The organism is Streptomyces sp. MS06 (assembly GCF_047200655.1).
Classification (GTDB): domain Bacteria; phylum Actinomycetota; class Actinomycetes; order Streptomycetales; family Streptomycetaceae; genus Streptomyces.
The window spans coordinates 73,035-97,113 of the sequence record NZ_JBJZOJ010000003.1 but is presented as its reverse complement, the minus strand read 5'-3'; the positions used below and the strand labels follow the sequence as shown (position 1 = coordinate 97,113).

General features: G+C 72.3%; 23 protein-coding genes, 1 other RNA gene and 2 pseudogenes. 9 read left to right on the top strand and 17 right to left on the bottom strand.

The window, feature by feature from the left end; all coding sequences use genetic code 11:
- Positions 1-373 precede the first annotated feature (373 nt).
- The 5 genes from ACL02U_RS02505 to ACL02U_RS02485 all read right to left on the bottom strand — a co-directional run bounded on the left by ACL02U_RS02505 (position 374) and on the right by ACL02U_RS02485 (position 4,249).
- Positions 374-922, bottom strand: a complete 549-nt coding sequence (locus tag ACL02U_RS02505) for a hypothetical protein (protein WP_412788903.1) — start codon at positions 920-922, stop codon at positions 374-376.
- On the bottom strand, positions 900-2,195 hold the full coding sequence (locus tag ACL02U_RS02500; protein ID WP_412788902.1) for a WXG100 family type VII secretion target: 1,296 nt from the start codon (positions 2,193-2,195) through the stop codon (positions 900-902). The genes ACL02U_RS02505 and ACL02U_RS02500 overlap by 23 nt, the downstream gene beginning before the upstream one ends.
- Before the next feature lie 7 nt (positions 2,196-2,202).
- On the bottom strand, positions 2,203-2,508 hold the full coding sequence (locus tag ACL02U_RS02495) for a DUF6317 family protein (protein ID WP_412788901.1): 306 nt from the start codon (positions 2,506-2,508) through the stop codon (positions 2,203-2,205).
- Positions 2,508-2,957, bottom strand: a complete 450-nt coding sequence (locus ACL02U_RS02490; protein WP_412788900.1) for an SAV_915 family protein — start codon at positions 2,955-2,957, stop codon at positions 2,508-2,510. The genes ACL02U_RS02495 and ACL02U_RS02490 overlap by 1 nt, the downstream gene beginning before the upstream one ends.
- A gap of 113 nt (positions 2,958-3,070) precedes the next feature.
- Positions 3,071-4,249, bottom strand: coding sequence for a tyrosine-type recombinase/integrase (locus tag ACL02U_RS02485; protein WP_412788899.1), 1,179 nt, complete (start codon positions 4,247-4,249; stop codon positions 3,071-3,073).
- A 75-nt stretch (positions 4,250-4,324) separates the two neighbouring features.
- On the opposite strand from ACL02U_RS02485, the gene ACL02U_RS02480 reads away from it, so the two are divergent.
- Positions 4,325-4,585 carry a hypothetical protein gene (locus ACL02U_RS02480; RefSeq protein ID WP_412788898.1) on the top strand — a complete coding sequence of 87 codons (261 nt, stop codon included), beginning with the start codon at positions 4,325-4,327 and terminating at the stop codon, positions 4,583-4,585.
- A 24-nt stretch (positions 4,586-4,609) separates the two neighbouring features.
- Positions 4,610-5,053, top strand: coding sequence for a hypothetical protein (locus ACL02U_RS02475; RefSeq protein ID WP_412788897.1), 444 nt, complete (start codon positions 4,610-4,612; stop codon positions 5,051-5,053).
- A gap of 102 nt (positions 5,054-5,155) precedes the next feature.
- On the opposite strand, the gene ACL02U_RS02470 is transcribed toward ACL02U_RS02475, so the two are convergent.
- Positions 5,156-5,488, bottom strand: coding sequence for a hypothetical protein (locus ACL02U_RS02470; RefSeq protein ID WP_412788896.1), 333 nt, complete (start codon positions 5,486-5,488; stop codon positions 5,156-5,158).
- Positions 5,489-5,589: 101 nt separating this feature from the next.
- Here ACL02U_RS02470 and ACL02U_RS02465 point away from each other — a divergent pair, with 101 nt between their 5' ends.
- Positions 5,590-5,772, top strand: a complete 183-nt coding sequence (locus tag ACL02U_RS02465) for a hypothetical protein (RefSeq protein WP_412788895.1) — start codon at positions 5,590-5,592, stop codon at positions 5,770-5,772.
- Between the two features lie 70 nt (positions 5,773-5,842).
- Here the strand turns inward: ACL02U_RS02465 and rnpB are convergent.
- The 3 genes and pseudogenes from rnpB to ACL02U_RS02450 form a co-directional block, all read right to left on the bottom strand.
- An RNA gene (gene rnpB / locus ACL02U_RS02460) (RNase P RNA component class A) lies at positions 5,843-6,249 on the bottom strand.
- Positions 6,250-6,364: 115 nt separating this feature from the next.
- Positions 6,365-7,081 (bottom strand): annotated as a pseudogene (locus ACL02U_RS02455) (DMT family transporter); the annotation flags it as partial.
- Between the two features lie 85 nt (positions 7,082-7,166).
- Entirely contained in the window at positions 7,167-7,994 is an 828-nt protein-coding gene (locus ACL02U_RS02450) for an AraC family transcriptional regulator (RefSeq protein ID WP_412788894.1), read from the bottom strand.
- A 355-nt stretch (positions 7,995-8,349) separates the two neighbouring features.
- Here ACL02U_RS02450 and yaaA point away from each other — a divergent pair, with 355 nt between their 5' ends.
- Complete coding sequence (gene yaaA, locus ACL02U_RS02445; RefSeq protein ID WP_412788893.1) at positions 8,350-9,132, top strand: peroxide stress protein YaaA; 783 nt, start codon at positions 8,350-8,352, stop codon at positions 9,130-9,132.
- Between the two features lie 145 nt (positions 9,133-9,277).
- Here the strand turns inward: yaaA and ACL02U_RS02440 are convergent, their stop codons facing one another.
- The 3 genes from ACL02U_RS02440 to ACL02U_RS02430 all read right to left on the bottom strand — a co-directional run bounded on the left by ACL02U_RS02440 (position 9,278) and on the right by ACL02U_RS02430 (position 12,338).
- Positions 9,278-10,672 (bottom strand): bifunctional RNase H/acid phosphatase, encoded by a 1,395-nt coding sequence (locus tag ACL02U_RS02440; RefSeq protein ID WP_412788997.1) that lies wholly within the window; start codon positions 10,670-10,672, stop codon positions 9,278-9,280.
- 62 nt (positions 10,673-10,734) lie between these two features.
- Positions 10,735-11,478, bottom strand: a complete 744-nt coding sequence (locus ACL02U_RS02435; protein WP_412788996.1) for a zinc ribbon domain-containing protein — start codon at positions 11,476-11,478, stop codon at positions 10,735-10,737.
- A complete protein-coding gene (locus ACL02U_RS02430; protein WP_412788892.1) occupies positions 11,475-12,338 on the bottom strand; it encodes a Nif3-like dinuclear metal center hexameric protein in 864 nt (287 codons plus the stop codon). Before ACL02U_RS02430 ends, ACL02U_RS02435 begins: the two co-directional genes overlap by 4 nt.
- Before the next feature lie 199 nt (positions 12,339-12,537).
- On the opposite strand from ACL02U_RS02430, the gene ACL02U_RS02425 reads away from it, so the two are divergent.
- Together ACL02U_RS02425 and ACL02U_RS02420 are read left to right on the top strand one after the other, a co-directional pair.
- The gene (locus ACL02U_RS02425; RefSeq protein WP_412788891.1) at positions 12,538-13,779 is read left to right on the top strand and encodes a hypothetical protein; all 1,242 of its coding nucleotides are present in this window, start codon (positions 12,538-12,540) and stop codon (positions 13,777-13,779) included.
- Between the two features lie 96 nt (positions 13,780-13,875).
- Positions 13,876-14,034 carry a hypothetical protein gene (locus ACL02U_RS02420; RefSeq protein ID WP_412788890.1) on the top strand — a complete coding sequence of 53 codons (159 nt, stop codon included), beginning with the start codon at positions 13,876-13,878 and terminating at the stop codon, positions 14,032-14,034.
- Between the two features lie 227 nt (positions 14,035-14,261).
- Here ACL02U_RS02420 and ACL02U_RS02415 read toward each other — a convergent pair whose 3' ends face one another.
- Positions 14,262-15,278, bottom strand: coding sequence for a MaoC/PaaZ C-terminal domain-containing protein (locus tag ACL02U_RS02415; RefSeq protein ID WP_412788889.1), 1,017 nt, complete (start codon positions 15,276-15,278; stop codon positions 14,262-14,264).
- A gap of 250 nt (positions 15,279-15,528) precedes the next feature.
- On the opposite strand from ACL02U_RS02415, the gene ACL02U_RS02410 reads away from it, so the two are divergent.
- Entirely contained in the window at positions 15,529-16,917 is a 1,389-nt protein-coding gene (locus ACL02U_RS02410; RefSeq protein ID WP_412788888.1) for a sensor histidine kinase, read from the top strand.
- On the opposite strand, the gene ACL02U_RS02405 is transcribed toward ACL02U_RS02410, so the two are convergent.
- Positions 16,895-18,463 carry an alpha-L-arabinofuranosidase B gene (locus ACL02U_RS02405; RefSeq protein WP_412788887.1) on the bottom strand — a complete coding sequence of 523 codons (1,569 nt, stop codon included), beginning with the start codon at positions 18,461-18,463 and terminating at the stop codon, positions 16,895-16,897. The two genes, ACL02U_RS02410 and ACL02U_RS02405, sit on opposite strands and share 23 nt — an antisense overlap.
- 490 nt (positions 18,464-18,953) lie before the next feature.
- Here ACL02U_RS02405 and ACL02U_RS02400 point away from each other — a divergent pair, with 490 nt between their 5' ends.
- Complete coding sequence (locus ACL02U_RS02400; protein WP_412788886.1) at positions 18,954-19,391, top strand: hypothetical protein; 438 nt, start codon at positions 18,954-18,956, stop codon at positions 19,389-19,391.
- Between the two features lie 155 nt (positions 19,392-19,546).
- Here ACL02U_RS02400 and ACL02U_RS02395 read toward each other — a convergent pair whose 3' ends face one another.
- Together ACL02U_RS02395 and ACL02U_RS02390 are read right to left on the bottom strand one after the other, a co-directional pair.
- Positions 19,547-20,671, bottom strand: a complete 1,125-nt coding sequence (locus ACL02U_RS02395; RefSeq protein WP_412788885.1) for a DUF2235 domain-containing protein — start codon at positions 20,669-20,671, stop codon at positions 19,547-19,549.
- A gap of 30 nt (positions 20,672-20,701) precedes the next feature.
- A pseudogene (locus tag ACL02U_RS02390) lies at positions 20,702-21,619 on the bottom strand (DUF6424 family protein).
- Positions 21,620-21,802: 183 nt separating this feature from the next.
- Between ACL02U_RS02390 and ACL02U_RS02385 the strand changes: the two are divergent.
- Positions 21,803-22,447: a response regulator gene (locus ACL02U_RS02385; RefSeq protein ID WP_412788884.1), complete on the top strand. Its 645-nt coding sequence runs from the start codon at positions 21,803-21,805 to the stop codon at positions 22,445-22,447.
- A 42-nt stretch (positions 22,448-22,489) separates the two neighbouring features.
- Here the strand turns inward: ACL02U_RS02385 and ACL02U_RS02380 are convergent, their stop codons facing one another.
- The gene (locus ACL02U_RS02380) at positions 22,490-23,917 is read right to left on the bottom strand and encodes an MFS transporter (protein WP_412788883.1); all 1,428 of its coding nucleotides are present in this window, start codon (positions 23,915-23,917) and stop codon (positions 22,490-22,492) included.
- Positions 23,918-24,079: the final 162 nt, after the last annotated feature.

Here is a 24,079-nt window from a genome sequence, read left to right as displayed (position 1 = left end):
ACCGGCGGAGTGGGTCACTGGTACCTCGGCTTTCCAGGCCCGGTTGGGTATTTTTCGTCCGCTTTCTTGATCGAATGACACACTGTCACACTAGCCCCACCCTTCGATCAGGTGGGAGCCAGGTTACTTCTGACGGCATGAGGAATGCCTGGTGGGTCCAGTCACAAGAGGGAAGCCGTACCGATACATCCGGGGTGGTTGAGTCGCTCGTCGATCGGATCAGGAGCTTCTTCGAGTTGGCCACCGATCAGGTGACGGCCATGCAGGGTCCTCGAACTTGGACGGTGCATCACGTCGAGCACGCTGACTGTTCGCCAGAATGGGGGATACCCGCGCCGCCTTGCTCCAGGGTGAAGCCTCCACGGCTGCTTCGTCACCGACCCGTCGTTCGGGGCGTACCGGCCGTCTCCAGCCACTGGCGCGCGCCGACCTCGGCAGCGGATTCCCGCACCGTGAGCACGCCCAGGACCTGCCCGGCGGCGTACGCCATGAGCGCTGGCAGAACCGGCACGGCAAGGATGACGGCACCGCGCCGACCGAACGCGACGCCCACGTTGCGCCTGGCCCGACGTCGCTTGGCCGTCCATGCCTGATCCGGAGTCGGCGGGTCCAAGAGGGCTTCTCGGTGCCGCCGGCGCTGTGTCACCCACCCCCACACCAGACCGGCGCAGGACGCCACGCCCAGCGCCGCGTTCACCAGGGTGCGGCCGGTGCCGGAGAGCCCGTCGAAGAACCCCGTGAACATGGCGAGCGTGGCTGCGTAGAGGGCCGCGAAGAGGACGAGCCAGAGAAGCCCGGTAGCCGTCCGCCGCAGCCAGTAACCGAACCCGCGCCGGTACCAGCTGGTGCCGAGCCCGGGCAGGGCCGGGATCTCGGCGTCGGCATACGCTCTGTGGGCTTCAGAAGAAGCTCGTGACACCATGCCAGAGGTCCTTCCCGCAATCCTTGATGTCGCTTCCGTACCGCTTGAAGTCATCTCCGGTCTCGGACAGCACGTTTCCCGTGCCGTGCAGCACACCGCCTACCACTCCGTGGTCGTGGATGTCCTCGCTCCAGTGCTCGTGGAAGCTGTGGTCGAGGACGTTGGTCGCGACGAGTACCGTCCCGACCCCGACCGCGGTCGCCGCGACGGCCCCGTCGACGGGCAGTGAGGCCGCGATGCCCGCTCCGACCGCCAGGCCGCCCAGCGCGACTCCCCCGTCCACGGCGACGGATTTCTGCCACGACCATCCCTTGTCGTGGTCGTCCTCCGCCTCCACCAGACCGCAGGCGGCCGCAGCGGCGACATCGATCACCGGCACCTCCCTGAGGAACTCCGGCATGGCCTCCAGCGACCGGCTGGCACGCAGCGCCTCCGCGGCATCTCCCAGTTTGACGTTCAGCGACCGGTCGTACGGCAGCTTGGTACTGCCGTTGTCTGCGCGGGCGATGGCGTCTTCCAGGGAGTCCACCTTCATGACCGCGTCCCGGTACGCACCTTTGGCAGGCAGGTCCTCCGGCAGTGCCCTGCCCGCCTTCTGGTACGCCCTGCGCTCTGCTTTCAGATCCTTCTTCGCGGCGTGTGCCTCGTCCTTGGCGTCATCGATCAGCTTGCGGGCGTCCTTCCCCCGCGCACGCGCGTCCTCGGCGTCGTAGGCGTACAGTCCGCGCAGCGCATCAGCAATGGTGATCTTGTCCCCCGCCGACACCTTTCCCGTCACCTGCGCATACAGTCCTCGCAACTTGTCCGCCGCCACCAGGCGGGCGTGCTGCGCCGTATGCACGACCTCCCGGCGCACCTTGTCGTACTCGCCGAACGCGTCGATCGTCTTCTGCTCGTCCGCGCTGGGCGGATCTCCCGTGACGAACTGCTGCGGCACACCCTTGTCGCCCATGGGCACGCCCTTGCGCGTTGCAGTGTGCTCGGCGTTCTGCAGAGCCGTCTCACAGGCCGAAAGCTGACCGGCGAGGGTGTCGAGGATGTCGCCCGCGGAACTGACCAGTGTGGCGAACGCACCGGCGGTCAGCGCGTCCTCGCTCCACGCGGCGCGGAAGGCCTCGGCCGCGTCTCCCGTCCACCCGGCGTCGCCGACGAGCTTCTCGACCGCCCGGGAGACCGGCCGGACCGCCTCGTCCAGCGGCTTCTTCGCACCCTTGTACGTGTCGGCCATCGCACGGAGCCCGGCTATGTCACCGCCGACCCAACTGTCGCCCATCGCAGCCTCAGCCCTCCCCCGCCATCAGATCCTCGAAGACGCCGTGCACGTCGACGTCGTGCCGCCGGAACGAGTCACGCGCGTACGCCACCTTGTCGCCGTGGTCGTCGAGCCGGTCCGCGAACCCGATGTGCAGGGCGAGGATGAGATCCGCGACCTCCTTGATCGCATGATCGAGCCCGGGATCACCGCCCTCGGCCACCGGCGGCGCCACCTGCGCATGCAGCCCCCGGTAGTGCGTCGCCTCCCGGTGGAAGAGCCCGGCCATCGACGTGAGGTCGCTGAGGACGACCTTGTAACCAGCGCTGGACATCAGCGCATCTCCTCCGCGTAGACGGCCAGAGCAGCCGGCTGCCAGCTGGGCCGACCGGTCAGCGCGGCCGGGTCGAGCCGCACGGTCACCTCACGCTCGGCCATCGCCTCGGCCAACGGCCCGAGCGAGGTGGCCACCCACGGCTGGGAACCGCCGAGGAGCGCGACGAGCCGGTCCACACTCGTGAAAGCGAGCGCGACGGTTCCTTCAGTCGGATGCTCGAAGAGTTCGTACGCGATGAACGGAACCCGCACCGCACGGCCGTCGGCATCCGTGGCTCGCGCCGCCCGCGGATGCGCGGGCACGAACACCGGTGTGCGGTAGACGGGAACACCCGGTTTCGGACCCGGCTCCCGGACCTCCGGGGAAGGCGGCGACTCGGCCACACCGACGTAGTCGAGCAGCCGGGAGCGGCGCGGTCCGACCGGCTCCCCCTGCGGCGTCCCCATCGCCGACTCCCCCTCGCACCTCAGCCCGCATCTTTCGAACATCGCCACCCTAGGCACCGCCGCAACGAACAATCACGACCAAATGAACCGGTCACGGTCGATGCATTCGCGACCTATACGTGACTTTGATCGCGACTTGACCTCTGCTTGGGCTGATGATGACCTGTGCCCGCATCGCGACCAAGGGGCGGCACACCGCCCCGTCCACCGGCTTGACCCTGTATGCGCGACGCTCGAATGCGCTGTGTCTGGTACCGCCGAACTCCGCGGGTACGCCATCCCCACCTCAGGTCGGGGAGGAGGCCCGCCTCAGTTCCGCCCAAGGAGAGATAACGCTCTGACCTGCATGTTTGCGGGGATCCGGCGGCTGCTTCAGCCCTCTGGGACTTCTCAGGGACTTTCGGCCGAGTCCGTGAGCCAGGCCTCGATGGCGGACAGTCCTCGCGCGCCGCCTGCGGCAGGAAGTGGGTGTACGTCCGGAGCGTGAACGCCGGGTCGGAGTGCCCCAGCCACTTCGCGAGCGAGACGATCGACTCACCGGCTTCGAGCATCACCGACGCGTACGTGTGGCGCAAGACATGGAACCCGTGCTCGCGGCTCGGCTCCCATACGCGCGACGGCTTCTCGCCCGGTTGCCGTTCGGGCAGCGGCGGGATGACTCCCGTCTCGGCGAGCGCGGGCTTCCATGCCTTGGTGTTCCAGGTGGTGCGGTTGATCGCGCCACGCCGCCTTGTGTAGACGAGCAGCCGGACGGTCACCTTGCGCCGGTCCTCGCGTGCGAGGTCGGGCTCCTCGGGGGCCAGCCACGGCTGGGTGACGTCGATCGGTTCGAAGCGTTCCTGGTGCGTGAGGAGCCGCTTCGCGAGCACCTTCGGCAGGGGCCCGTCGCGTTCCTTGCCACCTTTGGGCGGGCCGAATGGGACTACTGCAGGGTTGGGCAGGTCGTCGCCGTCGTAGGCGTAGTGCCAGATCTGTGCGGTCGACGGGTCCTGCCCGTCGGCGGCATCGGTGGCGACCTGGACGACGTGACGGCTTGAGGAGTCCCAGGTGAGGTGGAGCGCCCGACCGCTGGAGTCGCTGGTGACCGTGGTCAGCGTTCCGTCGGCCGCGTAGTCGAGAGTCTCGGAGCGGCCGTTGCGGTCGGTCGCCTTGGTCAGCTGCCACCGTGAGCCCGACTGCCGCCCGAAGAGGTAGCTGGTGCCGGACTTGGCGACCAGGCTGTATCCAGTTGACCAGCCCGCACCGAACAAGGTGGTGGTGCGCGGGTCGAGCGAGTTGTAGGAGCGGGTCACGGACAGGGGCGGGCGCCCCAGGGCCAGTTCGCCACTCTGAAGACGACAGGCGGCGGCTATGAGCCGAACGGAACGATGCTCGCCAACGAAGTGAAGCTGTACCAGCGATACAGCACCGTCACCAGGGAGGTGGGTGGTGTCGAGCAGAGATACGCTCTTCAGCGGGAAGTGCCACTGAGTCCTCATATCGAAGAGCAGATAAATAAGGACGTCTATCTGCGCGCCACTGTTCGCGGATTCGATCCCAGATGGAGCTTCATGAATGCCAGTCCCAGCCAGGAACTCAGAGACCGCTTGGAGCAGGCTGGTATCATTTACCTCGAGTATGGGAATTGATGGACTCGAAAAGATAGTTGCGGTATGGCTGGCGAACCTGCTGAAATCGAAGAATGGTCCAGCGAGTCGAAGCGACTTTCCCGTGCCCTTTTGGAGGGTATGGGGGTGGACCCCAACCTCCTGGAAGCGGCGCCGAGTTCAGCCATCCAAAGGATCGACAAGGAAATTCTTCAAATTTCCTTCGATGAAATGTCACAAGAGGAGCGGGAGAGAATTCACGTCTATTGCATGACTTTTCTTGCGGAAGTTCTGATGCGACTGCACGGGGGAAGATGGTCATATGTCAATGACCCGTCCTCGCCATTGGCGGGTAGGTATGTGATCGTGGGGATGGCTCGCGCGGCAGGTGATTACTCCGGTCCAGTGGATGTTGCGCAGGTGGCATACGAGGTGCTGAGCGGAAAACAGCCGAGCTTTGTCGATATGCTGAATCGTGCGGAAGTCGAGGCTGATCTGCGCGCGTTCTGACCCCAGTTGATCGCGGTAAAGATCGCATGATGGGAAATCACACGGCAAGCGAGACCGGACGGATGCCAGGGCCGCCTCGTTCAGGTGAGGTGTCCTGGTTGATCACGTGATGCCGAGGGTGATCAGTGGACGGTTGGCGTCGCGGGTGTGGTGGCGGAGTCCGGCGGCGATGTTCGTGTGGTCGGCGAGTCGGAGAGCACCGATGACCAGGTTGCGCAGCGATGCCATGGCGCGTGGAGCGGTGCCGGTGCGTACGCGGGAGGCGTCCTCGGCGTACGTGGTGTCCCTGACATGGTGGATCTTGTTGTACGAGTCGGCCAGGGGCGCGCTTCCGTCGTCGGCGTACCGGACAAGCCGGTAAGTCGCTCCTCCCTCGCGGCGGTGGCGGCGCCGGTGCCATTCCTTGGAAAGGCGGGCCGCTTGCCACCGCCACACCTACGCTTCCTACGGCATGACGGCTGCCCTCTGCTTCACCCGGCTGCTGCGACAGCCGGGCGCCGGGGGTCTCTCACCCCCGTCCGGAAACAAAGCGCCTCATGGCGCACCTCGATGCCCCAGTGGTCGCGGACGCGGCGGGCGATCTCGGTTGCGCCGGCCTGCTCCGCGGTCAGGTCGGTCACCCCGAAGACGCGTTCCAGAGTGACCTTGCCGGTGGTCACGATCCGTCGGCGGCGCGCGATCTGGACGGCCTGCGCCGCGTGGGAACGCGATCCCGGTGACGGCGGCGACCTTGATCTGGCCTCCGACGCAGGTCAGAGGCCCTGTCCAAAGCAAAGCCGCAGGTGGCGGCAGACGAGTCGGGCTGTACGCCGGGTTCTGTTCCGGGGGGACCTCGCGGTCCGCCCGGCGACGGCCATCCATCTAGGGCCGGCGTTGCCGCCGGCCTCGTGCGGTCTACCCGGGGACTCGGGCGGGCAGCCCTCGAACGTCCCCGCAGGAGCATCCCGGAGGGTGCTCCCTCTTGACCTTGCTCCGGGTGGGGTTTACCTAGCTGCCCAGGTCACCCTGGGCACTGGTGGTCTCTTACACCACCGTTTCACCCTTACCGAGGACCGAGGTCCCCGGCGGTCTGTTTTCTGTGGCACTGTCCCGCGGGTCACCCCGGGTGGCTGTTGGCCACCACCCTGCCCTGTGGAGCCCGGACGTTCCTCGGGAAGCCCCCTAGGGGGACTCCACGCGGCCGCCCGCCCGGCTCGTCTGCCGTGGTGACCATGCTACCGGTCGCCGCGGGGGTGTCGGTGCCTTGGCCGTGGCCAGGACCGAACCGGCGAGGATGAGGGCGAAGGCGACGGCGACGGATGCCGTGACCTCCTCGCCCAGGAACAGGGCGCCCGCCGCCACCGCGACCGCCGGATTGACGTACGTGAACACCGTGGCCCGGGTCGGGCCCGCCTCCTTGATCAGCTCCAGGAAGACAACGAAGGCGACCGCGGTGCACAGGACGCCCAGTCCGGCCAGGGCGGCCAGCACCGTGGGGGACGGCAGTGCGGAGGGGCGGCCGGCCACCGCCGCGGGCGCGTAGACCAGGGCCGCCAGGGCCAGGCAGGGCGCGGTGAGCTGCAGGGAGGGGACGTTCCGGAGATACCGCGCGGCGATCAGCGGGGCGGTGGCGTAGCCGATCACCGTCACCAGCACCTCCGCCAGGGAGCGGGCGTCGCCGCCGGTCAGGTGGGGGACGGTGAGGACGCCGACGCCGGCCAGCCCGAGCGCCAGGCCGGTCAGGCGCCGGACGCCGAGGCGTTCGGTCTCGCCGAAGAATCGGGCCAGGGCCACGCCGACGATGGGCACACCGGCGATCAGCAGGCCGGCGGTGGAGCTGGACAGGTGGCGTTCGGCGTCGGTGAGGGTGAACCAGGGGCCGACGATCTCGATGCACGCGAAGGCCAGCATGGGGCGCCAGTGGGTGCGGATCGTGCGGGGCAGGCCGCCCTGGCGGAGGGCGAAGGGCAGCAGGAGGGCCGCGCCGAGTGCGCAGCGGGTGAAGACGACCGCGGACGGGGACACGGCGTCCACCGCCACCTTGATCATGAGATAGGGGATGCCCCAGATCACTCCCATGAGGGAGAAGAGGAGCCAGCCGCGTGCAGTCATGCCGGCAGTCTCGGGTGTCCGGTCAGCGGGTGTCTTGAACGCTGTTGCGGTAGACGGCGGGGGTCACCCCGAGGACCCGGCGGAACCAGCGGGTCAGGTGGGCCTGGTCGGCGAAGCCCACCAGACCGGCCACTTCGGCGGGGCGCAGGCCCGATTCCAGCAGCCGGCGGGCCCGGGCCACGCGGTGCTGGGCGAGCCAGGCGTACGGCGGCACGCCCATCGTCGTGCGGAAGGCACGCAGCAGCTGGTAGCGGGAGAGGCCGAGGTCGGTGGCGAGGTCGGCGAGGGAGGGCGGGGCGAGCAGTTCGTCGGCGAGGCGGCCGCGGACGGCGGCGGCGATCCGGTCGGCGCCGGGGACGGTGTCGTCCGCGGCGCGGGCCGTGGAGTGCCGGCGGGCCAGCGCGGTCAGCAGCCAGGGCAGGCGGGACTCGACCTCCAGCGGGTCGGGGCAGGCGACGAGTTCGGTGTGGGTGAGGCGGAGCGCGGCGGCGAGTTCGGGGTCGTGCAGGACGGGTTCACGGAAGTGCGGGAGGCCGGCGCCGAGCATGCCGTCGCCGAGCAGCCGGGGTGCCGCGTACAGGGCGCGGTAGGCGTAGCCGTCGGCGGTGGCGGGACCGCCGGTGTGCATCTCGCCGGGTTCGAGGACGACGAGGGTGCCGGGGCCGGAGTGGATGTGACCGCCGCGGTAGGCGATGACCTCGAGGCCGCCGAGGGTGACGCCGACGGTGTACTCCTCGTGGGCGTGGGGCGCGTAGACGTGCTTGTCGAAACGGGCGGTCAGCAGGTCCAGGGCGGGACCGCCGCGGCCGAGCCGCGCCCGGGTCCAGAGCGCCTTCTCCGGTCCGCTCACACCGGCACCCCCTTCTCCTCGGGCCTCAGGGGTGCAACGCCGTGGGTCCCTTGTTCCATGCCGTGCCGTGGTTCCGTGCCGCCCCCGGACCGGCGCCGGGTGGGAGTCGGCGGGGGCTGCGGGACGACGGTACGTCACGTGGTGCGCCGGTACGTCCCGCGGGGAGGGGCACGGCGGGACGGCGGAACGCCGGCAGTGCGCGCCCCCTGGGCGCGGTCCCGAGGCGCGGTTCCGGTGCCGCGGTTCCGGTACGCGGGCGGAGCGGGGCGGACGGCGTGCGCGGTGGCGGGTGGCCGGGAGTGTGCGGTGGCGGGGCCGTACGCTGTCCCGGAGCTCGAACGAAGGAGAGTCACTCGTGCTGGTCCTGCTCCCGCCCTCCGAAGGCAAGGCCGCCGCCGGTTCCGGCGCGCCGCTGAAGCCGGAGTCGCTGTCGCTGCCGGGGCTCGGCGGTGCCCGGGAGGCGGTGCTGGAGGAGCTGGTCGAGCTGTGTGCGGGCGACGAGGAGAAGGCCCGCGAGGTGCTGGGGCTCAGCGAGGGCCTGCGCGGCGAGGTGGCGAAGAACGCGGCGCTGCGCACGGCGGGCGCCCGGCCGGCCGGGGAGATCTACACCGGTGTGCTGTACGACGCCCTGGACCTGGCCTCGCTGGACGGAGCCGCGCGGGAGCGGGCGGCGGAATGGCTGCTGGTGTTCTCCGGGCTGTGGGGTGCCGTCGGGGTGACGGACCGGATCCCCTCCTACCGCTGCTCGATGGGGGTGAAACTGCCCGGCATCGGGGCGCTGGGCGCGTACTGGCGTGCGCCGATGGCGTCGGTGCTGCCGGAGGCGGCCGGGGACGGGCTGGTGCTGGACCTGCGGTCCGCGGCGTACGCGACCGCGTGGAAGCCGAAGGGCGAGGTTGCGGAGCGCACGGCGACGGTGCGGGTGCTGCACGCGCCGACCCGGAAGGTGGTGAGCCACTTCAACAAGGCGACCAAGGGCCGGATCGTGCGCAGTCTGCTGACCGCCGGGGCGGCGCCCCGGCACCCGGCCGAGCTGGTCGGGGTGTTGCGGGACCTCGGGTACGAGGTGGAGGCGGCGGCTCCGGAGCGGGCGGGACGGCCCTGGGCACTGGACGTGCTGGTGGCGGAGGTCCACTGATCGTCCGTCGCCGGTGCGACAGCTTCGGTGCGCACCGCCGCTGGCACGACCGTGGTCGGTGAGCCCGTGGTCGGTGAGCCCGTGGTCGGTGAGCCCGTGGTCGGTGAGCCCGTGGTCGGTACGGCCGCCGCCGGTGGGACGGTCGTCAGCGCAGGTGGGCCGTGTCGTTGAGCAGGCGGACGCTGGCGTTGCCGTCCGCGTAGTACGCCACCACGGACAGGGACGCCGCGGACAGCTCCATGCGGAACAGGGACTCGGGAGGTGCGCCCAGGGCGAGCCGGACGAGGGTCTTGATCGGGGTGACGTGGGTGACGAGGAGGACCGTGCGGCCGGCGTACGCCTCGGTCAGCCGTGAGCTGGTGGCGGCGATCCGGGTGGCGGTCGCGGCGAAGCTCTCGCCGCCGCCGGTGGGCTCCGCTTCGGGCGAGGCGAGCCAGGCGGTCAGGTCGTCCGGGTGGCGTTCGCGCACCTCACCGAAGGTGAGCCCTTCCCAGGCGCCGAAGTCGGTTTCGCGCAGCCCGTCGTCGACCGCCACCGGCAGGCCGAGGCGTGCGGCGACGATGCCCGCGGTCTCGCGGGCCCGGGCCAGCGGGGAGGCGACGATGTGCTGGATCGTTCCGCGCCGGGCCAGCGCCGCCGCGACCCGTTCGGCCTGCGCGCGACCGGTGTCGGACAGGGACGGATCGCTGCCGCCGCTGCCGGAGAACCGCTTCTCGGGCGTGAGCGGTGTCTCGCCGTGGCGCAGCAGCACGAACGTGGCGGGAGCGCCCATGTCGGGGGCCGCGCTCCAGCCGCGGGCCGCACTCGGGGCCGCCTGGGCGGAGGCGGGCGCGGCCTGGGCGGAGGCGGGCGCGGCCTGGGCGGAGGCGGCCGCCGGGACGGTGGGCGTCGCGCTGCCCGCCGACTCGTCCCGCGCCGCGGCAAGCGCCGCGCGTACGTCGGCCTCCGCACGTACATCGGCCCCCGCACGTACGTCGGCGTCCGGACGGGCGGCGTCGTCCCCGGCCCCGGCAACGACCCCGGTCCCGGCCCCGGCAACGACCCCGGTCCCGGCCTCGGCAACGGCTCCGCCGGCAGCGCTTCCGGCGTCCGCCGTCTCCGCGGTGGAGCGGGACGGGTCCCACTGCTCACCGCGCCGGCCGGCGTCCATCGCCTCGTTGGCCAGCCGGTCCGCGTGCTTGTTGCGTTCGCGCGGGATCCACTCGTAGGTGACCTGCTGCGGCGCGAGGACGCGCGCGGCCTCGGCCGCGAGCGGCTTCATGTCGGGGTGCTTGATCTTCCAGCGGCCCGACATCTGCTCGACGACGAGCTTGGAGTCCATCCGCACGTGCACCCGCGCGTCCGGGTCGAGGGCGTGCGCGGCGCGCAGCCCGGCGAGCAGGCCCCGGTACTCGGCGACGTTGTTGGTGGCGACGCCGATGTACTCGGCCCGCTCGGCGAGGGTCTGCCCGGTCGCCGCGTCGCGTACCACGGCGCCGTATCCGGCGGGCCCCGGGTTGCCCCGCGACCCGCCGTCGGCCTCGACGATGAACTCCCGCACGGCCACGGTCCCGTACCGCCCTCGCCCTCGCCCTCGTCCTCGACCCGGTCCTCGTCCTCGCTCTACAGGCCCGACTCCGCCGTACGCACCAGGATGCGGCGGCAGTTCTCGCAGCGGACCACCGTGTCGGGTGCCGCCGCGCGGATCTCGCTCAGCTCGGTGATGGCGAGTTCCTGGCGGCAGCCCTGGCAGGTGCGCTGGTGGAGCTTGGCGGCGCCGATGCCGCCCTGCTGTTCGCGCAGCTTGTCGTAGAGCTTCAGCAGGTCCGCCGGGATCGTGCCCGCGACGACCTCGCGCTCCTTGGTGACGGAGGCGGCCTCGGCGTCGATCTCCTCGAAGGCGGTGTCCCGGCGGGCGGTGGCGTCGTCGATCCTGGCCTGGACGGACGACACCCGTTCGGTCAGTTCCGCCACCCGCTCCTGCGCGGACTCCCGGCGTTCCATGACCTCCAGGACGACGTCCTCCAGGTCTCCCTGGCGCTTGGCGAGGGAGACGATCTCCTTCTGGAGGTTCTCCAGGTCCTTGGGCGAGGTGACGGCGCCGGAGTCGAGGCGCTGCTGGTCGCGGGCGGCGCGCTGGCGCACCTGGTCCACGTCCTGCTCGGCCTTGGTCTGCTCGCGGGCGCAGTCGCTCTCCTCGGTCTGCGCGGCCACCAGCAGGTCGCGCAGCTGGGCGTGGTCCTTGGTGAGCGACTCGATCTCGGCGTGCTCGGGCAGCGACTTCCGCTTGTGCGCCAGCTGCTGCAGGCGCGTGTCGAGGGCCTGGACGTCGAGGAGTCGGATCTGGTCGGCTGGCGCGGCGTTCAGTTGGGGGCTCCAAGGGGTTCTGTCGGGCTGGATGCCGCGTGGGCGGTCCAGGGGTCGGTGACCGTGTGCGAGACGTGGACCCGCAGGTCCCATCCGTGCCGGTCGGAGATTTCGTCGAGCTGGCTTGCGGCCAGCTCGCACCAGGGCCACTCGGTGGCCCAGTGCGCCGCGTCGAGCAGCGCGGGCGGGCGGTGGGCGCCGGGCTGCGTGAACTCCGACGCCGGGTGGTGGCGCAGGTCCGCGGTGAGGAAGGCGTCGACGCCGGCCGCGCGGACGTGGTCGAAGAGGCTGTCGCCGGAGCCGCCGCTGACGGCGACCGTGCGCACCGGTGCCTCGGGGTCGCCGGCGATCCGGATGCCCTGCGCGGTGGCGGGCAGCCGCGCGGCGGCGAGGGCGGCGAGCGCGCGGACGGTCAGCGGGCGGTCCGGTTCGCAGATCCGGCCCAGCCCGCGGCGGCCGTCCGGGTCCGTCGCGTCGGGCACCAGGGGGCGGGTGACCCGCAGGCCGAGCGCGGCGGCGAGCGCGTCGGAGACGCCCGGGTCGGCGGTGTCGGCGTTGGTGTGGGCGACGTGCAGGGCGATGCCGTTGCGGATCAGGGTGTGCACGACCCTGCCCTTGAAGTGCGTCGCCGCGACGGTGGTGGTGCCCCGCAGGTAGAGCGGGTGGTGGGTGACGAGCAGGTCGGCGCCCAGTTCGACCGCCTCGTCGGCGATCTCCTGGACCGGGTCGACGGCGAGGAGGACCCGGGTGACCTCCTGGTCGGGGTCGCCCGCGACCGTGCCGACCGCGTCCCAGGACTCGGCCCGCTCGGCGGGCCACAGGTTCTCCAGCGCGGCGATGACTTCAGACAGACGGGGCACGGGTGCAAGGCTACCTGGCTGGCCTGCCCGCCCGTACAGCCGTCGGCGACCGGCGGCCGGGCCGGTCCGGGCTCAGCACAGAGCTGACCACCCCCTCAGGAGAATCGCTTCTGCACCACCCTTATGTGTGAAGCCGCCGGCAGCCGGTCCCCCGCCCGCGCGTACGAAAACTAGCTTCGTCGCCGGAGGTGACCGAACTATGACGGCCTGCGCGATCGAGCCCGCCAGGGAGGACCGGGACGGCTTCTCCCCACGGCCCGGCTGTGTGATCACGAGGGACGGCGGTTACGCCGCACGCCTCGCCGGGGACGGCGAGTCCCTGTTCCCCGAACGCTGGACCCTCGACGGCCCCGAGCCCTACGCCGTCCCCCTGCACGGCAACCAGCCCGAGGAACCCGGCACCGAGGTGCAGCCGATGGGCGACGGGCGGGTGCTGATCCGCCGGTTCTCCGCCGGCCGGCACGCCTTCTCCCTGCTGTACCCGACCGGACCCGGCACCGGCGAACTCCCGCTCGGCGCGGTCGAGCACCCCGGCGGTCCGGGCGACGGGGGCCGGCTGCGGCTGCTGCCCCCGGCCCCCTGCGGTGCCCGCGCCTACGCCCTCGCCGCCGGCCCGCACTCGACCGAGGTGTGGCTGGTGACGGGAGGCGCCTTCGGGCCCGAGCGGCTGGCGGAGGTGCCCGGGCGCTGCTCGGGCGGGGCCTGGCTGGACGGCGCGGGCCGGATACTGGCACTGGACCGGGAGACCGACGGGCGCACCAAGACGGTGGTGGTGGACCTGGAACGGGGCGGCGAGGTCTCCCCGTTGCTGCAGATCGCCGAGGAGAGCGACGACCGGCTGCTGCTCGCCGATCCCGACAGCGGGCTCCTGCTGATCGCCTCGGACGCACCCTCGCCGGGGCTGCCGCGGCTGGGCTGGGGCGTCCTGGGCAGCACGCTCCCGGTCCGTTTCCCGGGCTGCCTGCGGCTGCCCGACTGCCGGGTGTCGCCGTTCGCGATCCAGCCGGCACAGGTGCTGGCACCGGAGAGCTGTGCGGTGGCGTTGCGCATCGACGGGCCGTCCGGGAGCTGGCTGGGCGTGTGGCGGCCGGTGGAACGGCAACTGCATCAGTTCGTGTCACCGCAGGGCTGGTTGGCGGGCGCCGGGCGCTGCACACCGGGCGGCGAACTGCGGCTGCCGTACGCCACCGCGGAGGAGCCGTGCGGGGTGGCGCGGATTGCTCCGCCCCCACTCGGAGGGGCACACCGGACGGGGACGGAGCAGGTGCAGGAGCAGGAGCGGACCGCTGCCGAACTCCCGCCGGAGCAGGTTGAGTTCGCCGACAAGGGGGTACCCGCGAACTCAGGTGCGGCGGAGTCCCGGACCCCGGCCGCGGAGCCCGCCGCACCGCGTCCGGTACCGCTGCAGCAGGCCCCACTGGACCGACTTGTAACGAAGTAATCCCAGTTGGCGTGTGCGGCTGGATTCGGCCCGCAGTGGGCCGGTTAGACTCGCCCGGCTATTGGAAAGATCATGTCGACGGGGTGAATTCATCCGATGAGCAACGCCAGCACGACCCAGCCGCAGGCCACCGGCACCGAGGTGGACGCCGGGCACGGCCGGCACCGGGGAGCAGTCTCCACGCAGGAGGGCGAGACGGCCCCCCGGGGCCGTCACCGCAAGCCCGCGGAGCAGCCCGCCGAGCGGGCTGCCTGACCGCCCCCCGGTACGTCTGACCGACGGCCCCGCCCGGATCAACCGATCAACGGGCGGGGCCGTCGGCGTGTTCGGCCGCGGTCGGTGTCCGGCGGGCGGGGCGTTCGGCGGGAGCGCGCACGAGGACGTTCAGCGACAAGTGCGCACGAGGCGTTGAGAGCCGGAGGTGCGTTCCGCGGAAGGTCGCGTTCAGCACGAGGGGGCGCGTTCAGCACGAGGGGGCGCGTTCAGCGGTACCGGACGACGGTGTCGGCGAGGACCGGCGCGTCGTCCCGTTCGACGGCGGTGACCGCGACCCGCACGGAACCCGGGCACGCGGACGGGCCGCACGGCGCGGCACGGTGGGCGGCGCTGCCGTCGGCAATGGAGCGGCCCTCCGGCGCGGCGGAACCGGCGGGCCGGGCAGCCGTATCCGCGGGGTCGGGCGCATCGGCGGGACCGGCCGTGTCGGCCGTACCTGCGGGGCCGGCCGGGTGCCACATGCGGATGCGGAGGGTCTCCCCCGGGTACACGACGCCGGCGAACCGCGTGCGGTACTCCTCGACCCGGGTCACCTCGCCGCCGAGCCGCGTGTCGACGACGGCTTTCAGCACCATGCCGTAGGTGCACAGGCCGTGCAGCACGGGGCGGCCGAACCCGGCGCGCCGGGCGAACCCGGGGTCGGCGTGCAGGGGGTTGCGGTCGCCGGAGAGCCGGTACAGCAGGGCTTGGTCCTCGCGGATCGCGCGTTCCACGGTCAGGTCCGGCTGCCCGGCGAGCGGGGCGGCCGGGCGGCGCGGTCCGGGATCGCCGCCCCGGCCGCCCTCCCCGCGCACGTGGATGCGGGCCTCCTCGCTCCAGAGCGGCCCGTCCGCGTCGGCGGCCTCGGTGCGCAGTACCAGGACCGCCGCCCCGCCCCGGTCGTGCACGGCGGCGATCCGGTCGGTGACCCGCGCGGTACCCCGCGCCGGGATGGCTCGGTGCACGGTCAGCGACTGCCCGGCGTGCAGCACGCGGGCCAGGTCGACGTGCACGCCCGGCATCGACAGCGCGCGGATCACCCCGGGCTCCCCGCGGCCCGCGACGGTGGCGAAACTCGGCAGGACGTGCAGCCGGTCCTCCAGGACGTAGCGCAGTTCGCCGGGGTCGGTGGCGGGGCGGCCGGCACCGACGCCGAGGTGGTAGAGCTGGACGTCCCCGGGGCTCCAGGAGATCGTGCCGGTGCGGGGCGGGGCGGCGAGTGCCGCGGCTGCGTCGATGGGCATACGGCTGTATAGCCGAGCGCCCGCGCGGGGCGGTAACCCGGGCGGGGCGGTAACCCGGGCCGGACGGGAGCCCGGCCACGGCGGGAGCCCGGGGGAACCGTGCGACGGGTCTCGCAACGCCGCACGCCCATGACATTTGTCCTGCCGCAGGGAGGACGGGCGGACCTGCCGCCGCGGGGCCCGCGCATGCCATCCTCGAGAAGCGCGGGAACGACCGAGGCCTCCGATCGGGGGCGGGAACGGTGGAACGGTGGAACGGCTGAGGAGCGTGCCGCGCCGGGCGGCGGCCCGGCTGCAGGCGCACCGGGCGGGGCGGGCGGACCGGGTACGGGCCGAGGAGTGTCGCGACGAGCAGGCGGCGAAGGCGGCCGAGGAGGAACCGGGACCGCCGTTCAGCGGCTTCACGCTGCTGCCCTGGCTGCTCATGGGGATGGGCGCCTTCTCCAACATCTTCCGGGGCGAGGCTCCCAATCCGTGGATCGGCAGCCTGGGCCTGCTGGCCTTCAACTCCCTCTACGTCTACGTGTCCTTCCGCGCCTTCGACCGGACGTGCCGCGGGGCGGCCTCCACCCGTGCGGCGCTGGTCCTGCTGGCTCTGGTGACCTGCGGACTCGCCATCGGCTACGGCGGCAGCTGGCTGATGTTCTTCCCGCTGCTCGGCCTCGCGACGGGAGCCGTCATGCGCGGGCCGCGGCTGCGGGCCACGAGCACGGGAGTGATGCTGCTGGCCCTCGCGGTCTCCTGCTTCCACGAGGGCTGGGACGGCATCGGCATCGGCTACGCGACCTGGATCTCGACGATGGTGACCGCGGCCATCCTGTCGCTGTCCGAGGCCGTGCGCGAGCTGCGCGCCGCACGCGAGGAACTCGCCCACCGCGCGGTGGAGAAGGAGCGGCTGCGCTTCTCCCGCGACCTGCACGACCTGCTGGGCCACACGCTGTCGGTCATCGTGGTGAAGTCGGAGGCGGCCCGCCGCCTGGCCGCCCGCGACCTGGACGCGGCGCTGGTCCAGGTCTCCGACATCGAGTCCGTCGGCCGCCAGGCGCTCACGGAGATCCGCGAGGCGGTCACCGGCTACCGCGAGGGGACCCTGACCACGGAACTCGACCGGGCCCGCTCGGCCCTGACCGCCGCCGGAGTCGAACCCTCCGTACGGCAGTCGGGGCCGCCGCCGGCCCCCCGGACCGCGGCGCTGCTGGGCTGGGTGGTGCGCGAGGCGGTCACCAACGTGGTGCGGCACAGCACGGCGAGCCGCTGCGAGATCACCGTCGACGGCACGCCCGAACGGGCCCGCCTCACCGTGGCCGACAACGGGGCAGACCCGAGCGTGGCCACGAACCCGAGCGGTACCGCGGGCCCGAGCAGTGCCGCGGACCCGAGCGTTGCCACGAACCCGAGCGGTACCGCCGACCCGGCGGGCGGCGGCACCGGGCTCGCGGGCCTCGCGGAGCGCCTCGCGGCGGCGGGCGGCTCGCTGCGCGCCGGCCCGTCGCCGCGCGGTTTCACGGTCACCGCGGAACTGCCCGTGGAGGACGGGGGGCCGCCCGCCGGGCCGGCGCCCGCACCGCTCCCGACCGCGTTGGCGGCGACCGGGGCCACGGCGTCCCGGGACCGGGTTACGGCGCCCAGGGGGCGCTGACGGCCCAGCTCACGTCGTCGGTCCAGAGGGTGGAGCTGTCGAAGGTGTGCGAGCCGCCGTCGCTGGCGAGGTAGACGTCGTAGTCGTAGTGCCGCAGGTAGCGGGACGGGTAGTTGTACGAGGCGAACGACGTCCCGGTGCCGCTCTTGCCCGCCGTCGGGCAGAACGTGGCGTCGGCTCGGAACAGCGGGGTGCCGTCCGTGGGTTGCCGGTAGAGCCGGAAGTCGGAGTGGCGCAGGTAGTCGCCCGGGTAGTTGCGTGACTCGAAGGAGACGCAGGAGGCGTCCGCGAGGCCGCGGCGGACGATCCAGGTGGCGTCGTTCCGGTCGACGGTGGAACTGCCGGAGGTGATCGGCGAGATGACGGCCGCGTCGTCCTGGTGGCGCAGGTAGTCGCCGGTGCAGCAGGGCGTGGTCGCGCGCAGGGAGATCTCCGAGCCGGGGGCGAGCGTTCCGGTCGAGCCGGTGGGGCCGCCGTAGCCGGCGGCGACGATGTCGGCCTGCACGGCGTCGTCGGCGGCGTCCGAGGGGATGCCGGCGGTCATGACGCCCTCGAAGAAGGACCCGATGGATCCGTTGCTGTTGTCGCCGCCGGTGCCGAGGACGATGGCGCCCTCCTGCTGCATGGGCGAGTATCCGCCGCCGTTGATGTCCGGTTCGGGGCCGGAATAGGTCGTGGTGAGGCCGCCGGACCGGGCGTTTCCCTGTTTCAGCGCGAAATGGTTCCGGCCGTTGTTCTTCAGGAGCGCGGTCACGAACGGAAGCGGTCCGGTGCCGGTGTTCGAGGTGTTCTTGCTGTAGCCGGAATCGGACTGGAACAACCCGTTCTCCAGGTCGGCCTGGACCCAGGGGCCCTGCCCGTAGCACGGCGAGAACCAGCACTCGGTACCGAAGTTGATCGCGTCCATGTGGCCGTTGCCGGTGTCCAGGTTGTTGGTCTCGGCGTTGCCGTAGTCGAAGCAGCAGCGGCCGTTGACGTGGGTGCCGGAGGTCACCATGTACATGCCCTCGGGCTGCCCGTTCACGGCGACGCCGGAGGTGGAGTCGTCCCGGTAGCCCATGCCGGCGGAGATCTCGAGCCCGTAGACCTGGTGTCCGCCGACGGTCACCGGCAGCGCGTCCGCGGGCGCCCCGACGTCGGCCGCGCCGGCCCCGCCGGCGCCCTCGACCGTGAGGTCGTTGTGGCGCGGGGACTGGTCGTAGATCTCGGTGATGATGCAGGTCGTGCCGGTGCAGAAGGAGTCCTGGGCGGCGGCGTCGGCGTATCCTCCGGCGGACAGCAGGCCGATGTCCCGGGTGGCCCCGTCGGAGGCGCGCCGCACCTGGTAGAGCGGCCCGCCGTACGAGGCGTACAGCGCGCGGACCAGGCTGTGCGCGGCGACGCAGGGGGTGCCCGCGGCGCCGTAGACGTCGCAGGGCAGGGAACTCGCGGCCTGCGCCTGCGCGATGCCGACGGCGAGCGCGAGCACGGTGACGAACGCCGACAGCACGGCCAGGACCGCGCTTCTCGCGCCGCGGGGCCGCCGGCGCGGGGGTGGTGTGGACACGGGTGCACCTTCTTCCGTTTCTGGTGGGGCAGTACGGGCATCGGAAGGACCGATGCTGTTCGAGATTCCGGACGGCGTTCGATCGAAATACCGAACTTCAATCCGGTCGAGATGTCGAACAATTGCGGGGTGCATTCGGCTCCCGATTCGCAAAAGCGGTCGGGGTAAAGCCGAAGTGATTGTTTTCCGGAATCCGGGGGCCGTCAAGACGTACGGAAGGTCCGGATTCGGCGGACGGGCCGACCGGACCCGGGGCGCACCCGGTCTCTCCCCCCGCTGGTACCTGCGGGTGAAGAGAGCAGCCGGCCCGGACCGGTTGCCGCGACGAGGGAAGCCCATCCGCCAGGATCGAACCGACGGGAGGAGGCTGACGGCATGACGAGCGATGCTCCGCAGGAGGGTGCCCCGGCCCCGGGCGACCTGCGCGCAAGCGCCAGGGGATGGCAGGGCGTCCAGTTGGCCGTTCCTCGGCTTCGTCGGACTGTGCGGCGTGCTGAAGGACAGCGGCCCGGCGCAGGCCCCGCGGGGTATCCAGGTGGCCAGTGCCGTACTGGCGCTGAGCGCCCTGGGCATCGCCTGCTGCGCGGTCCTCTTCGTCGGCTTCGCCGCCTGGCCGCTGTACCGGGGCGAGGCCCGCCCGGCCGCTTCCCGGCGAGCGGGTCGTGCCCTGCGCACCGGAATCGTCCTGACCTTCGTGGCCGTCGCGCTGCTTGCTCTGTCGACGGCGGCATCCTGGTGGCCCGCCACGGCGGACGGCGCGGGCGGCGCGGCACGGAGCCTCGTCCTGGTGAGCACCGTGGGCGGGACCGTCTGCGGGCCTCTGGGCGAGGGCGGCGACGGGTTTCTGGCACTCCGGGTGGAGGACCACGTGGTCGACGTGCCGCTCAGCGCGGTCACGGCCCTGCATCCGGTCTCTTCCTGCGCCTGACACCCCCGGCGCGGCGACCGAGGCGACCGACCGCCCCGGCACACCTGCCGGTCACTGCCAGTGCCAGCGGCAGCGGCAGCGGCAGCGGCAGCGGCAGCGAGGATGCCGACGGCGGAACTTCGGCGTCCGGCCGGCGGATCGTTCCGTCCGGGCCGTCAAGCGGTCTGCGGAGGTGCGGGCTTGGTCCAGTCCGGGTCGGCCCAGCGGTCCGACTCCGCGGGATCGGGCAGGTCGGGCCGGTAGCGGGGGTCGTGTTGCCGGCGCAGCCGGACGCTCGCGTGCAGTTCGGCGTCCTCGGGTACGGGGCGCGAGCGCCGACCGGACAGGATCCACAGCGTGCCGTTGGGATGAACGGCCGCGTCGGCGAAATCCTCCGTCACCGCGCAGGCTTCGGCGTAGGCTCCGGGGCGGAAGAGCAGGTCCTGGACCACACCGTCGGTGATCCACTTGAGCGTGACGGTCGACAGCAGGGGACCGTCCCCGGCGTGGCGGAAGGTACCGCCGACGTCGGAGTGCACCCCGGCGAACCAGACCTCCCGGGCCGTCTCCCGCAGTGGCTCCGGACGGCGCGTCACCGGGAACTCGCGGAACGGGCGCCGCTTCTCGTCGAGGGAGACGGCGTGGCGGATGCGCGCGGCGTTGGGGAGTTGGTGCGTGTAGGGCCACTGCAGGGTGCCCGGGCGGAGGACGCCCGCCGCCTTCACCGTGTCCCACACGCCGAGGTAGGCGACCGGCAGGGCGTGGTGGGACACCTGCCGCGGGTTGTTGCGTTTGACCTCCGCCCACAGCGGCTCGTGCTCGGTGCGCCGGCAGAACGCGTGCGAGAAGCGCGCCACTTCCCGCTCGCTCGTGTCGATGTCGTGGTTGAAGGCGTACTTGGCGACGGCGTAGGGGACGAGGTTCTCGGAGCCGGGTCGCATGAGTCCGGGCTTGTTGAGCATCCCGACCAGCGCACGTGCGGTGTAGGCGCCGCGGCTGAAACCGAAGGCGTACACGCCGTCGCCGGGTTGCCAGTGCTGCATGAGGTAGGTGTACGCCTCGGCGAGATTGGTCCTCAGTCCGGTCCCGAAGGCGAGCCCGGAGAGCCGGGACAGCCTGCGTCCGACCGGACCGCGGGCCCGGGCCGACGACATGGTGCCGACGCCGGGGTCGTAGTAGACGAGCTGGCGGGCGGGGTCGTCCGCCTCCAGCATCTCGAACAGCCGGACGACATTGGTCGGATCCCGGGCACCCACCTGATTGCCCGTTCCGTCAAGGCAGATGACGATCCTGCGCGGCATGGCGCCTCTCGCCTCTCTCGAATTCGTCCCTCAACGTCCCCGGGAGCCATGGCCGTTCCCGGGTGCCCGGGAGCCGTGGCCGTTCCCGGGTGCCCGGCGGTCGGACGGCGGCCCCGACGCGGTGCGCCGGCCCGGCTCGATCTGCCCGGCGAACGCCTGCAGCGCGGCCGAGCTGTTCGGGGGCAGGACCGCCATCAGCCCGAGCTCCTGCGCCTCGGCCACCGCGCCCGCGGCCCGGCTGCCCTCCTCCGTGTGCAGCAGACGCACATGCCCGTCGCCGGCTCCCCGCCGGTCCACCGGCGCCACGGCCCCGTGCGTGCCGTCGGGCAGGGGCACCCACAGCTGGAAGTCGTCGTAGCGGAAGAAGTCCGCGCTCTTCACGGGCCACGGGTAGTGGTGCTCCCCGGGCACCGCGGGCAGGATCCCCTGGTGGTTCCCGCGGCTCATCGGCACGCACGCGTTGAAGAGGGAGTCGGTCCACGCCTCGACACCGTCAGCGTCCCTGATCGGCGTGAGCAGCAGTTCCTCGGCCTCCTCGTAGCCCAGTTCCGCCAGGGCGGGCAGCGTCCGGGGGAAGCCCGCCAAGAGTACGGCCGCGTCCCGGCGCAGCCGGTCGATCCTGGACGGATCGGCTCAGAACTGCATGCTCCACTCGATGCCCACGCGGGCGCGGTACATCCGCCAGCCACTCGGCGTCCGCACCCACAGGCTGCCGCCGTGATGCATCTCCCCGTATCCGGTTCCGGCGGGCCGGGGTCCGTAGGGCAGGTCCTCGTCGTCCATCTCGTCGAGAATCCGGTGCGCCGTCCGCTTTGCGGCCCTGAAGTACGACGACTCGAAGCGCTTCGGGTGCTCCACCAGCCGGATCCGCCAGGGATGGTCCTCGGACAGGACGCCGCCGGGCGTGAGCGTGTCGGGCGTCCGTGACGTGGCGGCGGCGCCGGTCATGGCGGCCTCCTCGTGCCGTTCGCAGCCCCAGGCGGGGCCCACGGTGCCGAGTAACCCCCTGTGACCATCGTGCGCCTTCCGGCGGACGTGCGCCAACCGGCGGCGTGTCCGCTCCGATGCCGGCGCGCGGAACTCTCCCGCGGATGCCCGGCCCTTTCGGGGCGGCGGCCGTAGCCTGTGCCGATGGCCGACGAGATGCCCGCAGACGGACGACCCCTGCCGCAGGTGAAGGTGCTCCTGGCGGAGGACCAGGGGATGATGCGCGGTGCGCTCGCCCTGCTCCTCGGCATGGAGGAGGACCTGGAGGTGGTGGCCCAGGTCGCCGCGGGGGACGAGATCGTGGACACCGCGCTCACGCACCGCCCGGACGTGGCCCTGCTGGACATCGAACTCCCGGGCCGCAGCGGTCTGGACGCCGCCGCCGAGCTCCGCGACCGGCTGCCCGGTTGCCGCGTCCTCGTCCTCACCACGTTCGGCCGGCCCGGCTACCTGCGCCGCGCCATGGAGGCCGGGGCCTCGGGCTTCATGGTCAAGGACGGGCCGGTGGAGGACCTGGCCGGGGCGATCCGCCGGGTACTGGCCGGGGAGACGGTGGTCGACCCCGCGCTCGCGGCGGCCGCGCTGAGCGCCGGCCCCAATCCGCTGACTGCCCGGGAGCGGGACGTGCTGGAGGGCTCCGCGGACGGCGCCACCGTCGCCGACATCGCCACCCGGCTCCACCTGTCGGAGTCGACCGTCCGCAACTACCTGTCCTCGGCGATCGGCAAGACCGGCACCCGCAACCGCATGGAGGCCCTGCGGGAGGCACGGCAGCAGGGCTGGCTCTGACGTACCGGGGCCGGGCGGCGGCCGCCCGCTCCCGCCGGGGTCTCAGTGCGCGGCGGTGCGGCGCGGCAGCCAGAGCGCCATCAGCACCGCGCCCGCCAGCAGCAGGGCCGCGGAGGTGCGGAACGCCAGCGCGTAGCCGTCGGTCAGCGCCTGCGGGGTGGCGGCGCCCGCGGTGCGGGCGGCGGCGATGGTCGACATGACCGCCAGGCCGAGCGAACCGCCCATGGTGCGTGACGTGTTGACGAGTCCGGACACCAGACCCGCCTCGCCCGGGGCCGCCCCGGAGGTGGCGAGCGCGGCGAGCGGGGTGGCGGTCAGACCGGCGCCGAGCATCATCAGTACGCCCGGCAGCATGATGCCGGTGACGTACCGGCCGTCCGCGCTCATCGTGGACTGCCAGCCGAAGCCGGCCGCCGCCACCAGCGCGCCGAGCACCGCCACGTTGCGGGGTCCGGCCAGCGGCATCAGGCGGGGCGCGAGCTTGGAGCCGGCGACGACGGACAGGGAGCTGGGCACCAGGGCGACGCCGGCCTGCAGCGGGGTGTAGCCCAGCACGTTCTGGGCGTAGAGGGTCATGAAGAACCACATGCAGAACATGGCCGAGCCGCTGACCAGCATCGCCGCGTTCGCCGAGGCCACCGGACGCAGCCGCAGCAGGCGCAGCGGCATCAGCGGGGCCGCCGAGCGCGCCTCCACCGCGAGGAAGAGGGCGACGAGGAGGAGACCGGCGGCAAGCGGCAGCACGGTCGCCGCGGACGTCCACCCCCGGGCCTCCGTCTGCGAGATGCCGTAGGCCAGCGTGGCCAGGCCCGCGGTCACCAGCACCGCGCCGGGCAGGTCCAGCCGGCGTGCCCGCCGGGTGCGGCTCTCCGCCAGCAGGCGCGCGGCGCCGAACAGGACGACCGCGCCGATCGGTACGTTGATCAGGAGCACCCACCGCCAGGACAGCGTGTCCACCAGGACGCCGCCGACCAGGCCGCCGGCGGCCCCGCCGCCCGCGCCGACCGCGGTCCAGGTCGCGATGGCGCGGGCCCGGGCGGCACCCTCCGGGACGGCGGCGGTCAGCAGGGTGAGCGTCGACGGCGCGAGCACCGCCGCGCCCAGCCCCTGCACGGCTCGCGCGGCCAGCAGCTGCCCGCCCTGCTGGGCGAGGCCGCCGCCGAGCGAGGCCAGCGTGAACAGGGCGAGCCCGAGCAGGAACATGCGCTTGCGCCCGTACAGGTCGCCGGCCCGGCCGCCGAGCAGCATGAATCCGGCGAAGGCGATGGCGTAGGCGTTCACCACCCACTGCAGTGCGGAGGCGCTGAGGCCGAGGTCGGTGCGTATCGAGGGCAGTGCGACGTTCACCACGGACACGTCGAGGACGACGAGGAACTGCCCGGCGCAGGCGAGCGCCACCACCAGCCAGGTGGGCGGGGCGGAGCGGGTGGCGGCGGAGGCGGTCTGTGCGGTGTCGAGCATGGGTGTCATGGTCTCAACCCGCTGTCACTCCTGGCACCGGAATTTCGAGCCGTGGCCGTATCGCCGTGGCCGTATCGCCGTGGTCGTGTCGCCCTGGTCGTGTCGCCGTTCCCGGGATCGTGGGCCCGGGTTCAGGGACTCCGCGGATCAGAGGGCGGCGCACGGTGATGG

What these genes read in the sequence shown, in the direction of transcription:
- ACL02U_RS02495 (WP_412788901.1), bottom strand. Translation starts at nt 2,508, where the DNA reads ATGTCCAGCGCTGGTTACAAGGTCGTCCTCAGCGACCTCACGTCGATG.
- ACL02U_RS02415 (WP_412788889.1), bottom strand. Translation starts at nt 15,278, where the DNA reads ATGCCCATCGACGCAGCCGCGGCACTCGCCGCCCCGCCCCGCACCGGC.
- ACL02U_RS02385 (WP_412788884.1), top strand. Translation starts at nt 21,803, where the DNA reads ATGGCCGACGAGATGCCCGCAGACGGACGACCCCTGCCGCAGGTGAAG.
- ACL02U_RS02500 (WP_412788902.1), bottom strand. Translation starts at nt 2,195, where the DNA reads ATGGGCGACAGTTGGGTCGGCGGTGACATAGCCGGGCTCCGTGCGATG.
- ACL02U_RS02490 (WP_412788900.1), bottom strand. Translation starts at nt 2,957, where the DNA reads ATGGGGACGCCGCAGGGGGAGCCGGTCGGACCGCGCCGCTCCCGGCTG.
- ACL02U_RS02505 (WP_412788903.1), bottom strand. Translation starts at nt 922, where the DNA reads ATGGTGTCACGAGCTTCTTCTGAAGCCCACAGAGCGTATGCCGACGCC.
- ACL02U_RS02395 (WP_412788885.1), bottom strand. Translation starts at nt 20,671, where the DNA reads ATGCCGCGCAGGATCGTCATCTGCCTTGACGGAACGGGCAATCAGGTG.
- ACL02U_RS02475 (WP_412788897.1), top strand. Translation starts at nt 4,610, where the DNA reads ATGGCTGGCGAACCTGCTGAAATCGAAGAATGGTCCAGCGAGTCGAAG.
- ACL02U_RS02380 (WP_412788883.1), bottom strand. Translation starts at nt 23,917, where the DNA reads ATGACACCCATGCTCGACACCGCACAGACCGCCTCCGCCGCCACCCGC.
- ACL02U_RS02465 (WP_412788895.1), top strand. Translation starts at nt 5,590, where the DNA reads ATGGCGCACCTCGATGCCCCAGTGGTCGCGGACGCGGCGGGCGATCTC.
- ACL02U_RS02425 (WP_412788891.1), top strand. Translation starts at nt 12,538, where the DNA reads ATGACGGCCTGCGCGATCGAGCCCGCCAGGGAGGACCGGGACGGCTTC.
- ACL02U_RS02480 (WP_412788898.1), top strand. Translation starts at nt 4,325, where the DNA reads ATGCTCGCCAACGAAGTGAAGCTGTACCAGCGATACAGCACCGTCACC.
- ACL02U_RS02420 (WP_412788890.1), top strand. Translation starts at nt 13,876, where the DNA reads ATGAGCAACGCCAGCACGACCCAGCCGCAGGCCACCGGCACCGAGGTG.